Annotated in this window: 15 protein-coding genes and 1 pseudogene; 5 read left to right on the top strand and 11 right to left on the bottom strand. The window is 38.3% G+C overall.

Going from position 1 to position 14955, the window contains the following annotated elements:
• The 6 genes and pseudogenes from Q1553_RS03965 to Q1553_RS03940 all read right to left on the bottom strand — a co-directional run.
• Positions 1–399 (bottom strand): annotated as a pseudogene (locus Q1553_RS03965) (porphobilinogen synthase); the annotation flags it as partial.
• A gap of 9 nt (positions 400–408) precedes the next feature.
• Positions 409–1647, bottom strand: coding sequence for an ArsS family sensor histidine kinase (locus tag Q1553_RS03960; protein WP_115551775.1), 1239 nt, complete (start codon positions 1645–1647; stop codon positions 409–411).
• Complete coding sequence (locus Q1553_RS03955) at positions 1640–2323, bottom strand: response regulator transcription factor (protein WP_297600131.1); 684 nt, start codon at positions 2321–2323, stop codon at positions 1640–1642. Before Q1553_RS03955 ends, Q1553_RS03960 begins: the two co-directional genes overlap by 8 nt.
• 262 nt (positions 2324–2585) lie before the next feature.
• Entirely contained in the window at positions 2586–2996 is a 411-nt protein-coding gene (locus tag Q1553_RS03950; RefSeq protein ID WP_115551772.1) for a hypothetical protein, read from the bottom strand.
• Positions 2987–3235, bottom strand: a complete 249-nt coding sequence (locus tag Q1553_RS03945; RefSeq protein ID WP_181881649.1) for a tetratricopeptide repeat protein — start codon at positions 3233–3235, stop codon at positions 2987–2989. The genes Q1553_RS03950 and Q1553_RS03945 overlap by 10 nt, the downstream gene beginning before the upstream one ends.
• Positions 3236–3244: 9 nt before the next feature.
• Entirely contained in the window at positions 3245–3661 is a 417-nt protein-coding gene (locus Q1553_RS03940; protein ID WP_115551770.1) for a universal stress protein, read from the bottom strand.
• Positions 3662–3782: 121 nt separating this feature from the next.
• Between Q1553_RS03940 and selA the strand changes: the two genes are divergently transcribed.
• The 5 genes from selA (at position 3783) to tviB (ending at position 10823) form a co-directional block, all read left to right on the top strand.
• Positions 3783–5183: an L-seryl-tRNA(Sec) selenium transferase gene (gene selA, locus Q1553_RS03935; protein ID WP_115551769.1), complete on the top strand. Its 1401-nt coding sequence runs from the start codon at positions 3783–3785 to the stop codon at positions 5181–5183.
• Positions 5183–7021, top strand: coding sequence for a selenocysteine-specific translation elongation factor (gene selB, locus Q1553_RS03930; protein WP_300842770.1), 1839 nt, complete (start codon positions 5183–5185; stop codon positions 7019–7021). The genes selA and selB overlap by 1 nt, the downstream gene beginning before the upstream one ends.
• 9 nt (positions 7022–7030) lie before the next feature.
• A complete protein-coding gene (locus Q1553_RS03925; RefSeq protein ID WP_300691948.1) occupies positions 7031–8074 on the top strand; it encodes a nitrogen fixation protein NifS in 1044 nt (347 codons plus the stop codon).
• 19 nt (positions 8075–8093) lie between these two features.
• On the top strand, positions 8094–9332 hold the full coding sequence (locus Q1553_RS03920) for a molybdopterin molybdotransferase MoeA (RefSeq protein ID WP_297578303.1): 1239 nt from the start codon (positions 8094–8096) through the stop codon (positions 9330–9332).
• A 237-nt stretch (positions 9333–9569) separates the two neighbouring features.
• Positions 9570–10823, top strand: coding sequence for a Vi polysaccharide biosynthesis UDP-N-acetylglucosamine C-6 dehydrogenase TviB (gene tviB, locus Q1553_RS03915; protein ID WP_115551765.1), 1254 nt, complete (start codon positions 9570–9572; stop codon positions 10821–10823).
• 175 nt (positions 10824–10998) lie between these two features.
• On the opposite strand, the gene Q1553_RS03910 is transcribed toward tviB, so the two are convergent.
• The 5 genes from Q1553_RS03910 to Q1553_RS03890 form a co-directional block, all read right to left on the bottom strand.
• Entirely contained in the window at positions 10999–11142 is a 144-nt protein-coding gene (locus tag Q1553_RS03910; protein WP_181881648.1) for a hypothetical protein, read from the bottom strand.
• 284 nt (positions 11143–11426) lie between these two features.
• Positions 11427–13358, bottom strand: coding sequence for a heavy metal translocating P-type ATPase (locus Q1553_RS03905; RefSeq protein WP_297600126.1), 1932 nt, complete (start codon positions 13356–13358; stop codon positions 11427–11429).
• Positions 13359–13366: 8 nt separating this feature from the next.
• On the bottom strand, positions 13367–13708 hold the full coding sequence (locus tag Q1553_RS03900) for a metalloregulator ArsR/SmtB family transcription factor (protein WP_297570705.1): 342 nt from the start codon (positions 13706–13708) through the stop codon (positions 13367–13369).
• 354 nt (positions 13709–14062) lie between these two features.
• Positions 14063–14464: a hypothetical protein gene (locus Q1553_RS03895; protein WP_297570706.1), complete on the bottom strand. Its 402-nt coding sequence runs from the start codon at positions 14462–14464 to the stop codon at positions 14063–14065.
• A 99-nt stretch (positions 14465–14563) separates the two neighbouring features.
• Positions 14564–14955 (bottom strand): thioredoxin domain-containing protein (locus tag Q1553_RS03890; RefSeq protein ID WP_300842769.1); only part of this gene is annotated, 392 nt, incomplete at its 5' end.

Here is a 14955-nt window from a genome sequence, read left to right as displayed (position 1 = left end):
TTTTGGGTTTAGGATTCCACAATGCCCGTGGTCTGTGTATTCGCAAAAACACAAATCCACGCACAAAAGCATATTTGGAAATTTTGCCTTGATTGCGCGCAAGGCTTGCGCGATAATGCCCTCCGAACTTAGTGCCTCACTACCCACACTATCTTTAATCGCTGGAATCCCAAAAAGCATAATTGCTTCAATGCCTAATCGCTCTAACTCCTCACATTCTTTTAAGGCATTATCAATGCTTAATTGATAGACATCAGGCATAGAAGGGATTGCATTTTTAATGCCCTCTCCGTGCGTAATAAAGAGGGGATAGATTAAGTCTTCTGTGCGCAAGCTTGTTTCCTCTACGAGATTCCGCACGATAGGGTTTAGCCGAACTCTTCTTAAACGTTTAAACATATTTCTCCTTTAGGGTTTGGTGTTTGTGATAATGCCTTGAATCAGGAAATAATTTTTGTCTTTTTCGTGGCGATAATCTAGCTTTAGCTCTTGGGATTCCAAAGTGCTTTTGACGATATAAATGCCCAAGCCCAATCCACCATTTTTGTTGGACTTGTTGTCTTTGAAAAAGGGTTTTGCGTGGTCTTTTAGGCTATAAGGCAGAGGCGCGCCGAAGTTTGCAATCACGAGATTGTCTCCTTCAACTTTAATTTCTACCTTGTCTTTGATTTTGTATTTTAGTGCGTTATCTAGCAAATTTTTAATTGCTAGGGTAAGCATTTCAAAATCGCAATGCAAAAGATAATTTTCACTAGGCAATAAAAAAAGCTCTTGGATTTGCTCTTTGTCTAAAAGTAGCATTCCAAAAACGCGATTTAAAATGTCTTTTAGGACATAATCTTGTTTGTTAAGGCAATAATTGCGTGAGCTTAACTCTTCAATTTTTGCAAACTCATTAATGAGGCTATTAAGCCTCTCAAACACATTGCAAAGTCGCTCTTTGTAAAGCGGATTATCAACCATTTCTGCTGTGATTCTGCCTTTGGTAATCGGCGTCTTAAGTTCGTGCATAATGGAGCGCAAGAAAAGATGTCGGGATTGGTTTAGGGCATTAATTTTTTCTGCGGCATTTTCAAATTCGCGCGCAAGCTCGCCGATTTCGTCATTTTGGCTAATTTTGCAAGAAATATTCGTCTGTCCATCGGCAAATTTACGGATCTCTTTGCGCAAGATTTTAAGGGGCAAAATGCTTTTGATAACTAATGCGAACAAGAATACAACAATCAAAAAAGCAAAAAATGTAATAATGTAATAATTAAAAAGCCTATGCGAATAAAGCCCACCATAGAGTTTCCATTCTTGCGGTGTTTGCAAAAAGAGATAAATGCCATTTTCTTGTTTGATGATTTTTGCAATCATTCCATTGGCAAGATTCTGCGTCAAATGGTTTTGGAATTGCTCTAATGTTTTGGCATCTTGGATTTGGTGTAAATCCAATTCTTTAAGGTATTTTTCAATCAAATCCACATTCCCGCCAAAACGCACTAATTGATTGATGGTAGCGAGGAATTGGTTGTATTTGAGTTGGTCTTTTAGGATATTTTCGTTGATTTCTTCCCGAATAAAATAATAAGAAAATGCGCCCAAACAAATAATCGCCACTATGAACAAAATGGTAATTTTGACAACAATAGAATTTTTAATCATCTTTTAGCTGAAGTTTATAGCCGATTCCGCGCACGGAAAGGATAAACTTTTTGTTGTTTTTTTCTATTTTGTTGCGCAAACGCCCGATAATCACATCAATGCTTTTGTTGCTAGAATCCGGATTAATAGAATCTGAATGTGCAGCAATGGAATCACGCGTAAGAGCTTGATTGACATTGTCAAGCATAAAGCTTAGGATTTCGTATTCTGCTTTGGTTAGATTAAGCACTTCGTTGTCAAGATAAATTTCTCTGCTTCCCTTGTCTAGTTGAAATGGAAGAATAGATGTTTCAGATTCTTTGGATTGTTTGCCTAAATTGTATCTACGAAGGACACTATGGATTCTCGCAATAAGTTCTTTTGGGTCATAGGGTTTGGGGATATAATCGTCCGCACCATACTCTAACCCTAATACTCTATCGTCAATATCGTGTCTTGCAGACGAGATAATGATGGGGATATGCTTTGCTTTCGCGACCTTCTTGCAAACTTCCAGCCCATCTAGGTTTGGGAGTGTTAGATCTAAAAGAAGGAGGTCAAAATGTCGAGTGTTTATCGCACTCATGCCCGTATAAGGCTCGTCATAATTTGTTACATTAATATTATGAGCTTTCAAGTATTCGCTAAGAATGGTCGCCAACTCCAAGTCATCTTCAATCATTAATACTTCTAGCACGGCATTTTCCTTGCAAAAAGGAGGATTGGGTATTTTAGGGGGTTAAATAAAAATTTAGGAAAATGCCCGCTAGTATTGACAATAATTTCAAAGAACTTGCTCACGCTAAGTGTCCTTAAGCAAAGGAGAAGTGGATGAAAAGCCTTTCTTTGTAAAAAGCCCAAACTTAACATTGTATCAAGTTTGTCTCTCAACTCATCCCGTTGAGATGACGAAATTATAAAACAAAATAGTAAATCAAAAGTAAATAAAGAAAAATTTTTCATTTTTGATTCTTTTTTTCGTCAATAATGGCTAGAGTAAATTCTAAAAAATTCAAAATCATATCTACTTTGGTTTCAATATTGCGATTATTTGGGGATTGTAATCCTTCAAAAAGCACGAGGATTCTTTCTTGCAAAGCATTCAAAAACCTTTCCTCTTCTAAATAGGATTTCGTTAAGAGCATTTTAAGCTCTTCGGCATTTTTAAAGTCTAATTTTTCAATCTTTCGCTCGTAAGGATTCTGCGCATTTGTGTTTTCGTGGCTTGGATTGTCAGAGGGCAAAATATCCAACAAAGCATCGCGTTCAAGTTTGGGTTCTTGTGTGTCTTTTGAGTCTAATTCCTTAAATGTGGAATCACTAGAATCAATTTCAGCTAAGGTTTGTAAAATCGCTTCTTTTAGTTCCATAGTTGTCCTAACCACCTTTCAAACTCGTTAAATTCAACTTCGCTATCCATTTGGATAAATAAATTTAACATATCTTCACTTGCTTTGCCATAATTCTTGCGATTACTTACAAGACGCTTGAGGGCAATTTTGGCTTCTGCATTGTTAGGGTCTTCTTCTAGGATAGTTTTATAGATTTCTGCAGCTTCATAAGTGTGCCCTTGTATTTCATAAATGCTCGCAAGCGTTAAGGTTTTCATCAAGACGCCTTATTTTACAATCAAAATAGGAATCGGGGATTTTTGCGAGAAGTCGTTTTGATTGGTAGAAAAGATTTTATTCCAAAAACTTTCTTCGCTTTGTCCAATCACAAGCAAATCAAAGTCTTTTGCATAGGACAACACTTCTGCTACGGCTTCCCCTTCTAGGAGTTTTTGTTTGACATTGACGCCCTTGTTGGTGAAAATTGCACTAAATTCTTCTAAAAGCTTATCACTTTGTGCGTTTTCCTTTTTTTCTATTTCTTCGTAAGCGGCAAGTGCAGCTTCTCCATAAAGCATAATGGGGGTTTTGACGTGGATAATTGTAATTGTGCAATCCTCTCTATCGCCAAAAAAGCCAACTACAAATTCTGCTGCTTTTTGGCAGGATTTTGTTCCATCAATCGCAAATAGAATCTTTTTCATTGCAAGCCTTATCAAGTAATTGAATATTAAAAATTATATCAAAATCTATTCAAAATTCACAGAAAATAAAGTAAGAATGCGCTACGCTTTTAGACTGAAATTTAAAAAAAGAGAATAGGTAATGCAAAATATTCTACAACATATCCCAAAAACAGACAAGCTATTACAAGCAATCTATGCGCAAAATAGCGATTTAAATTATCCTTTAGTAAAAAGCCTTGTTGCAGATTTTTTAATCTCTTATAAGGAAAGGTTGCTTAGTGGTGGTGCAAGATTAGAGATAGAATCCTGCGCAAAAGAAGTAATAAAATCTTATCAGAATCTCACGCAAAAATCTTTGAAGCCTCTTGTGAATGCGACTGGAATCGTGGTGCATACGAATCTTGGACGTAGCGTGTTTTCTCCCGTGATTGTGCAAGAAATTTTGCCTCTTTTGACACGCTATAATAATTTAGAATACGATGAAGCAAAAGGGTGTCGCAGCGAACGTTATGTGCATTTGCAGGGTTTATTCAAGGCGCTTTTAGGTGCAGAAGATGTGCTAGTTGTCAATAATAATGCCGCAGCGGTGTTTTTGATTTTTAACACCTTTGCAAAAGGTAAGGAGGTGGTTGTTTCGCGTGGGGAACTCATTGAGATTGGCGGGAGTTTCAGGATTCCAAAAGTTATGGAGGATTCTGGAGCAATTTTGCGTGAGATTGGCACGACAAACAAAACGCATTTACGCGACTATCAAGAGGCGATTAATGAAAATACTGCAATGTTGTTTAAGGCGCACAAGTCCAACTATGCAATGAGTGGTTTTGTCAAGGAAGTGGGGTTTGAAGAGATTGTAAAACTAGCTTCCGAGCGGAATCTAGTAGATTATTATGATTTAGGAAGTGGATACTTCGGCTTGAATGGCTTTGAAAATAGTTTGAAAAAATTTGAACCTGCTTTAGAAGAGATTGCAAAACTCAATCCAAGTCTTGTAAGTTTTAGTGGCGATAAGCTTTTAGGTGGTGCGCAAGCGGGGATTATTTTTGGCAAAAAAGTATTGATAGATAAACTCAAAAAAAATCAACTCTTAAGAATGTTGCGCGTGGATAAATTCACGATTGCAGCACTTGAAGCAACCCTAAATGCTTATTTGGAAAACAAGATAGAAAAAATTACGACTTGCCATTTACTCTTAAAGGACAAAGAAACATTAAAAAAAGAATCCCAAATGCTTGCGGATTTGATTCCAAAGGAATTTGAGCCTAAAGTGATTCCAACGAAAAGTTACAGCGGAGGGGGCGCAATGCCAAGTCATTATTTGGAATCCTTTGCCGTGGCAATTGCAGCAAAAGATTTAGTGGCTTTTGGCTTGAATGAGGAGCGGCTAGAAAAATTTTTGCGTGCAAGGGGCATTATTGCAAGATTAGAAAACAGCGCGGTTCTTTTGGACTCACGCACCTTGTTGGAGGGCGATAGAGAAAGAATCGCAGCCGTATTGGAAGACTTGAAAAATCAAAACCATAAGAGGGACGAAGAAAAATAATGCAAGAGAATCTAATAATTGGCGCAATGGGACATATTGACCACGGCAAAACAAGTTTAATTGCCGCACTGAACGGATTTTGGGGCGATAGTTTCGCACAGGAAAAAGAACGAGGCATTACTCTAGATTTGAGTTTTTCTAACTTGCAAAAAGGGGAGAAAAACCTTTCTTTTATTGATGTGCCCGGACACGAAAAATTAGTTAAGAATATGATTGCTGGCGCATTTGGTGTGGATTATGCTATGCTTTTGATTGCGGCAAATGAGGGCATTATGCCACAAACTTTGGAACATTTAAAGATTGCCTATTTACTTGGAATCTGTGATTTTATTGTCGTGTTGAGTAAATGCGATTTGGTAGATTTGGATACGATAGAGAGGCTTCAAGGGGAAGTAAAAGAGCTTTTTGGCAAGTTTCCTAGTTTGCGCTTTCAGATTCTAAAATGTTCTATTCATCAGCCACAAAGCATTCAAGCGCTCAAAAAGGTGCTTTTCGCATTGCCCAAAAAAGCGCGTCAGGATTTGGGATTTTTCCGCTATTATATTGACCGCGTATTTGTGATTAAGGGCGCGGGTTGTGTCGTAAGTGGAACATTAATGGACGGAGATTTAAGCGTGGGTAATAAAGTTTGGTGCGCGCAACTTGGGAGATCATTGGGAATCAAGAATCTCCAAGTGCATGGACAAACAAAAACTATAGCACAAAATGGTGCGCGCGTGGCAATTAATCTTAGTGGTGTTTCGCACCAAGAGCTAAAACGTGGAGACTTGCTAACCAAAAAGGGCTATTTGCGGGGATTTGATAGCATAGAGGTTGAAATTTGCGCTTTTGAAACGATTGAACACAATAGCGAAGTGCAATTGTTTTTGGGTTCATTGCGGTGCGCAGCACACCTGTTGTTTTTGGACAAAGAGAAAAAATTTGCGACACTTAAAACAGAGATTCCAATTTTTGGCATTTTTAATGAGAAGTTTGTTTTGCGTGATGACAAACAAACCTTAGGCGGAGGCAAAATCCTAAGCCCTATTGTAGATCCTATGAAAAAATCGCAAAAGCTAAAATATTTGGAATTTTTAAGTCAAGGAGATTTCAAAGGCGCATTTGAAATTTTGCTTTATGCGCATAAGAAAGGTTTTGGACTCATTAGTGCGACGCAACGTTTTGGAATCTCGCAAGCAATGAGCTTAGAGATTGCCTCTCAAATTCCGCAATGTTTTGTATGTGCAAGGGAGTTGATTGTTTATTCAAAGGTTGCAAGGGGGATTGTTCAAGAAGCGATTTTTAAGATTTTGTCTAAGAATCCCAACGCACTTCTTTCCGCGGTATTGTTGAGCCAGAAGCAAAGTTGGATTGCAGAGGAATTTGCCAAAAGTGTTTTAGATGAAATGCTGATGAATCAAAAATTAAATAAAGCCGATTCCTTTTATGTTTCCCCTCAAAATGTTTTGGGCTTAGAAGCAAGCAATGCGGAAAAGATTGAGGATTATTTTTATAAAACCATTTATGAAACCCTGCATAATCAAGAGTTTCAGCCAATCGCACCTTATAATCTATATGACTTGTTGGATATTGACAGACAAACAGGAGATTCTATTTTCAAGCGGCTAACGCACGAAAGAAAGATTGTGCGCTTAAACCATAAGCTTTTCATTTGTAGCGATGTTTTGACGCGACTTTTGGAGCTAATGCGCGGAATCATCAAGCAAGAGGGATATTTAGATTTGGGGAATTTCAAGGCACATTTGAGCCTTAGTCGTAAATATTTGATTGCCTATTTGGATTATTTGGATAGCTTTCAAGACATTGTCAATACTGATGGCAAGCGAACTTTTAAGTGATGAACTAAAATGCTAGATAGGTTGCAAAATCCTCCATTAAATGCGGAATTAAATCAGCATTTAATCCAACTTAAGAGTGTGAATTATCCGTCTATCACGCCTACACATTCGCAAGAGATTCTCAAAGACGCCCAAGCACTTTGTGCTCTTTTGGGTATGAGAATCGTGCGTCCCTTCAGCTTTAATGTAGAATCTTTTTATTGCTTGCTTGACAATCTTTGCAAGCATTTTAAAGTCGCCCTTGCGCTTTCAAGCCACAATATGTTGTATTGTGCCTATTTGCATTCTCCGCACAAAGAAAATATTTTTCCGCTTGTGCCGGATTTTGTCAGTGGAAGTATCAACCAAGATTCCATTAATGCAGCATTGGATAAAGGCGTAGATTGTTTTATTCTACCGCTCATCAATGAAGATATTTTGACGCTAAACCCCATAGAATCGCTACCGCAAAATGTATTAAAAGTTGTGGATATTAGCTATGCAGTTGCCTTGAATCTACCCTTGCCAAAGGCAGATATAATGTTGCTTAATGGTGAGAATTTGGGTATTATGCGCCCTTTTGGCGTGCTAGCAGCCAATCAGCTTGATGGAATCTCTAATATTTATTTGGAGATTCAGCATCTTTATGATGTTTTTAGGCAAGCTATTGCGCTAAAGACTTCTTGTGCAAAATCTGCAGCGAGTAGATTTTCAAGCAACTTGGCGCACGATTTTTTTAATGCTTTAAAAGTGAATTTAAGAAAAATGGGATTACGCGAGAGTTGTTATTGTTTTTACCCAACGCCTCCTAATACTTTGCCTTTGGGGCTAAAGGGTATCAAAGCGCGGAATCTAATTCAGAGTTTGCTTTTTGATGGTCTTAATGTCATCAATGGGCAAGAATGCCTTTTTGGCTTTGCGCGCCCCTCTTTTGTCTTGCGTGAAATGGGATACACACAAGAGCAGTCAAGAGAGCTGTTAAGCCTTAGCTTTTTAGATATTTCTCCAAGTTTGATTCCACAGATTGCCCAAAAAATTGCGAAAAAATATGCACAATTAAGAGCTTTGGGCTAAGAATTTTTAAGGAAAAGAAATGAAAAAAGAACCTCAAAACCTAAAAACTGCCATAGAATCCTTGCGCAATGCCACACAGGAATTCCATAGACACATAGAGGTTTTACCGCTTTTAGAGGCGCAAGATAGAATCTTGGCAGAAACGATTTGTGCTAAAATTTCTCTGCCTCGCTTTGATAATTCCGCAATGGACGGCTATGCGTTAAAAGTTGCAAATGCAGGCAAAAAATTGAAAATCCAATCAAAGATTTTTGCGGGAGATTGCGCGGAAGTGGATTTGGGAGACTTGGAATGTGCCAAGATTATGACAGGTGCAAAAGTGCCTAATGGAGCGGATTGTGTCGTGCCTTTTGAGGAGATTGAGGGAGGATTTGAAAACACAGAGCAAATTCTTGCCCCGCAGAATCTCAAAAAAGGAGCGAATATTCGCAAATGCGGTGAGGAGGTCGCACGCGATTCTGTGCTTTTAGAAAAAGGCGCGACTTTGAGTGCCGATTCTTTGACTTTGCTTGCCACGCAAGGGATAAGTTATGTGAAAGTCCTTGCTCCATTGAAGATTAACGTGTTTGCGAGTGGTGATGAGCTAAAGGAAATATGGGAGCAAGCGGATTCTTATCAGATTTATAATTCTAATTCCACAATGATTCAAGCAATTCTTAAAAGCTATGGTTTTGGTAGCCATTATGGGGGAATCCTAAGCGATAATCAGAATGTTATCAAGAGGGCATTAGAATCCCCAAGTGATGTGATTTTTACAAGTGGTGGCGCAAGCAAGGGAGAAGCAGACTTTATCCGAGAAGTTTTGGAGCAAAGTGGAGCACAAATGGTGTTAAGTGGCGTGCAAATCAAGCCCGGAAAGCCGATTATGGTTGCTAAATTGGATTCTAAGTTTATCGTTGCTCTCCCCGGAAATCCTCTAGCAGGAGCGGTTTTGTTGCGTTTGCTCATCGTGCCGTTTTTGCGTCAATTAAGCGGAGCAAGTGCGCATTATCCGCAATTTTTATTGTTCAAATCGGCACACAATCTCCCGCGCAAAAGTCGCACAGAGGCAGTGCTTGCAAAAATACGAGGGGATTGTGTTAGTTTTGTCAAGGGTGGCAAATATGGTTCTAGCGAGGTTATGCCTATGGCTTTGGGCAATGCGTTGGTGGTATTTGATGTATCACGGGATTCTATTGTGGAGGGTGAAATCTTAAAGGTATTACCTTTTCAAATGGAATTTGGCGCAGAGGAAGCAGATTTTATCAATGGATTGTGATTTTATTGTGTTCTTATAGTGCGCATTTTGTCTTGAGGGATTTCGTTATGCACAATTGCGGTAATTTATCTAACTTTTGTTCTTGCAAGTATTTTATAAAACTGCGTGGCAATCCATATCTTTGGAATTCATAAAGCAAAACAATAAAAATTTTAATGGAATCTTAAAGAGAAAGTTTAGAATGTGTTTAGAAAAAGTAGATAAAATTTTACTCAAATTTATGGATAAAGGAAACGAATGAAAACTCTTGCTGTGATTGGACTTGGATATGTTGGATTGCCCCTAGCGGTAGAATTTGGCAAAACTTATAAAGTGCTAGGCTTTGATATTTTTGCGAAACGCATTGAGGAGCTAAAGAGCGGTTATGACCGCACATTAGAGGTAGAGGAATCCGAACTTAAGAGTGCTAAACATTTGCATTTTACAACTGATTTGGAGGATTTAAGAGAAGCACAGATTTTTATTGTTACCGTGCCAACACCGATTGACAACTATAATAAGCCCGATTTAACGCCTTTGCAAAAAGCCTCTAGCAGCGTGGGAAAAGTCTTGAAAAAAGGCGATATTGTGATTTATGAAAGCACGGTTTATCCGGGCTGCACAGAGGAGGATTGTGTGCCGATTTTGGAGCAAACAAGCGGGCTAAAGTTTAATGTGGATTTTTTCTGCGGATATTCGCCCGAGCGCATTAATCCCGGAGATAAAGCCCACCGCTTGCCCAATATCAAAAAAGTAACAAGTGGCTCTACACTGCAAGTTGCAGAGGAAGTGAATGCGCTTTATGCAAGCATTATCACGGCTGGCACGCACAAAGCACCAAGTATCAAAGTTGCAGAGGCAGCAAAAGTCATTGAGAATTCGCAAAGAGACATTAATATCGCCTTTGTGAATGAGCTTGCATTGATTTTTGAAAAACTAGGGATTGATACCTTAGAAGTGCTAGAAGCAGCAGGGAGCAAGTGGAATTTCTTACCCTTTCGTCCGGGGCTTGTCGGCGGACATTGTATTGGCGTAGATCCTTATTATCTCACGCACAAGGCGGAATCTCTAGGCTATCATTCGCAAGTGATTCTAGCTGGACGTCATATTAATGATAATATGGGGGTTGTGGTTGCCGAACGCGTGATTAAGCTAATGGTTAAAAATGCGCACCAAATCGTGGGAAGCAAAGTTGCGATTCTTGGGATTACTTTCAAAGAAAACTGCCCAGATATTCGTAATTCTCGTGTCGTAGATGTAATTAGAGAATTACAAGATTTTGAATGCAATGTGGAGGTTTATGACCCGTGGGCAGATACGGAGGAGGTCAAAAGGGAATATGGGCTATTTTTGCAAGAAATGGAAAAATTTAGATTGCAAGATTACAAGGCTGTGATTGTTGCAGTTGCACATAACGAGTTTAAGGCATTAGATTTTAAAAATCGTGGGAAAGTGGTTGTGTATGATTTGAAAGGAATCTTGCCAAAAGAGCAGGTAAGTGGGAGACTCTAATGTATTTAATAGATACCCAATAAGGCAATTTGTAGAATGCCTTATTGCGTTCTCCAATCTTTAAACACAAAGGGAAGTTAAGCAATATTTGTGAGATTTGTTTGAATCTTTATAGAATGACTTTACGAAAAACAGAAATCTATAATGTGTGATTGGTTTTATGTGAAAGATTTTATCACACGCCATTAATGTAACGTAATAAAAGTTTGTCTGCTTTGGCTTGAGAGTCTTCCAAAAAGCCATTGCAGTTGCTTCGGATTCTCGTTAAGAATCCGACAATCCCACCTATTTTTAAATCAGAATTGCCTACCTCTAGCAAAAGACTTCTAAAGTATTTTTTTGGATCTTTTGGAACATCACGATAAAGATAGGCTTCAAAAAATAAAATATCCTCGCCCCTGATAGTTACATTTCTAAGACAAAAGATAAAATTGAAATTTTTATCCCCTATTTCATCTGTCGTTAGGGGGCACTTTAAGTTTTTTGCCCTAAAGTCATTTTTGCTCTTTTTCCAAATTCTATAATTTTCCCTTATAAAATTTTCAACAACCTTTTTAATGTAGATAATCTTTTTAGAAAATAAACCAAGATTATAATATATTTTTAGTGGATTGCGCGCTTGGCGTTGAGAAGGGCGAGCAATGCCACTCCCACATCTCCAAAAAGAGCAAGCCATAAATTCGCGATTCCAAGTGTGCCAAGTATCATAATCAGTACTTTTGTGCCAAGCGCGAAAATAATGTTTTCCCACAAAATCTTTCGTGTCCTGCCTGCGATTTGTAAAACAAGTGGAATCTTGTTTAAATCATCGTCCATAATGACAATATCTGCTCCCTCTAGCGCGACATCACTACCGACTTTTCCCATTGCGATTCCAATATCACTTAATGCCAAAGAGGGTGCGTCATTGATTCCATCTCCTACGAAAATTACCTTTTTACCTTGCGCCTTTTGTTCCATTAGAATCTTTTGTAAATGCTCAACTTTTTCGTTTGGTAGCAATTCCGCATAAACCTCGCTGATTCCAACTTTCTTTGCGACTTCTTGTGCTACACTTTGCTTGTCTCCGCTTAGGCACACGCACTCCATTCCGCGCATTTTTAGCTTCTCTAACGCCTCCTTAGCTTCTTCTTTGAGCGTGTCTTCAAGAAGTATGGAGCCGATGATTTCGTTTTCGAGGCTTAAAAAAACTTGACATTTCGCGCTTTGTTTGTCTTGAATGTTGGTTTTGGTAAGGGATTCTATGAAGCGCGCATTGCCAAGTGCGAAAGCTTGTCCTCCAATTGTTGCGCTGATTCCTCCGCCTGCGTGTTCTTTAAGATTTTTGATTTCTTGCGTGTCTTGATTTTTTTGTGGAATCTTGTTGTTTAAAATAGCTTTGGCAATTGGGTGATTAGAATGCGATTCTAGCTCTTGCGCTTTTTCTAAGATAAAATTTTCATCATAAGAGGTATAACTTCGGATTTCTTTTAGGGTGAGCGTGCCTTTTGTGAGCGTGCCTGTTTTGTCCAATACAATGGTTTGCGCAAAATTTAGTGATTCAAGATAGCTTGAGCCTTTAATCAAAATCCCCATTTCAGAGGCTTTACCCAAAGAGGCAAAAAAAGTAAGAGGGATAGAAATCACGAGTGCGCAAGGGCAAGAGACGACCAAGAAAATAATCCCCCGATAAGACCAAGTTTGGAATGTTTCTGTGAAATCTGCCCCCAAAGCCCAAAGATACAATGTCGGAATAAGTGCGATTCCAAAGGCTAAGAGCGTAACAATGAGCGTATAATAGCGAGCAAATTTTGTGATAAATTCCTCGCTGCGACTTTTTTGTGCATTGCCCTCTTCAATGAGTTGTAGAATCTTGCTAAAGGTGGAGTTTGCGTAATTTTGTGTTGCTTGGATATGCAAGATTCCATCTAAATTAATCCCACCAGAGAAAACCATATCCCCGACTTTTACATTTTGTGGGATAGATTCTCCATTGAGTGCGGAGTTGTCAAGATTACTTTCGCCTTGGACGATTTTGCCATCAGCTGGTATTCTTTCTCCAGCAAATACGATAAGTCTATCACCTGCTTGAATCTCTTGTGGAGAAATGGAGATTTGTGTATTCTCGCGCAGGATTCTCGCACTTTCTATTTTTAATGCGCTTAGGGAGCGAATCTGCGTTTTGGCTTTTTCTACAACGCGTTCTTGCAGACTTTCGCCAATGCGATAAAAGATTAGAATCGCTACGGCTTCCGCACTCTCGCCGATACCAAAAGCACTCAAACTTGCAAGTGCCATTAAAGTGTTTTCATTAAAATATTCCCGCTTAATAAGACTTCTAAAAGCTTCTTTTAGGATTCCAAAACCCAAAGTGAAATAACAAAAAACAAAGAGGAAAGTTAAAATCAGAGGATTTAAATGGAATCTTAAGATTTCTAAATCCACCAAAAGCGCAACACAATAGAGCAAGATTGCGCCGATAAAAAAGGTTTGGTGGAGAAATTTTTCTTTGGATTTTGCATAGATAGTTTCGCATTGATTGTTGTAGCAGTTCATCTTTTTCCTCACATTTCTTGAATATGCTCTAAACCTTGATTGAAAATCTTTTCAATATGGTCATCATCTAGTGAATAAAATACTTCTTTGCCGATTTTTTGGTAGCGCACAAGACGCGCTTGGCGCAGGATTCTTAGTTGATGAGAAACTGCACTTGGCGAGAGGTTTAACAAATGAGAAATTTCGCCCACACAGAGTTTATCCACTTGCAAAAGCGAGAGAATCCGAATCCTTGAGGAATCACCAAAGATTTTAAAGAGTTCCGCAAGGTCGTAGAGCAATTCTTCTTGTGGAATTGTTTTCAGGATTGTTTGTAGGGTTTTGGCGCGATTTTCGTCAATTTCTGGCATAAGGTCTCCTTTTATAATTATATATGAACAAATGCTCATATATAATTATAAAGTAGAATTTCTTAAAGTAAGATAAAGATGGAATCTTGCCTTTTATTTTACGAAGTCCAAAATTGTAGATTACCACAGCTTCTAACGAGGCTTCGTAATAGCAATTCTACACTGCGCCATCATAAGGAAGCAATCTATAATCTTAATCTATTAAAAATATTCAACCACGAGATTCTTTAGTTTGGGTTTGTGCTTTGCGGGGAGTTACACATATATACTATGATTTTGTTGCATAGAATCTTGTAAAAAAGGTGTGGAGCAAAAGCCAAAGAGGCTTTGCAAGGGGATTAATAATCGTTAAGATTAGTAAGCTCTAGGATAGCATTTCCATTCAATTTCTTTTGCGGTGAGCTGCATATTTTGTGGCAAACCTGTTTGTGGGTTGATAGCTCCTGAGTTGCTATCGGCATAAGCATTGTATCCACCATAAGGAATTGCTTCAACTTTTACAAATTTACCCACGGTTAAATCTCTGAAAGTACCATAAACATCTTGCCCAAAAGCACCACAATCGTCCCCTTTGATTTCTGTATAAGGCAAAACTTTAATCACGAGTTGTCCGCCAGGACCTGATAATGTAATGGTTTTATTCTTGTTATCTACTGCTGAAATTTGCCCTGCAACATCAAAATCATAACCTGCCATTGCAGTAGTAGAAAGAATCGCAGCAGTTGCGAATGCACCAAATAATTTCAAAGTTTTCATCTTTATCTCCTTGTTTTTGAGTTGTTTTTATGTTTGCGTTTGAAATTATAAAGGCATTTTGTTAATAAATTGTGAAGATATTTTCAAATTTTTATGAATTTAAATTCCAAGTAAATAATTGATTTTATAAATAAAATCTTCCGAATCTTTCACTTTATCCATTAGAATTAAGTATTTGCCATTGACAATAAAGCTAGGCACGCTTTGAATGCCTGTTTGTGCGATAGAATCTTGCCAAGCTTTGAGCTTCTCTTGCACTTCCTTGTGTCTTAATTGTGTTTCAAATTTCGTTTGTGAGATTTCCATTGCGTCTAAGCCAAAAGCGATGAAAGATTCTTTGTTTTTGAAATGTTTTTGTGTTTTAAAAAATGCGTCAAAATACGCATTGCTTGCGCGTCTGAAGTAAGATTCAATATCTTTTGAAGTAAGATTGCGTTCCTCATCAATAGAAACTGCAACAGCCAAAACTTCGCTTGCTTGCGCACTAAATG

It is taken from the genome of Helicobacter sp. UBA3407, from assembly GCF_949747025.1.
In the GTDB taxonomy this organism is placed as follows: Bacteria; Campylobacterota; Campylobacteria; order Campylobacterales; family Helicobacteraceae; genus Helicobacter_D; species Helicobacter_D ganmani.
This window is presented reverse-complemented; position numbering and strand designations above follow the sequence as displayed.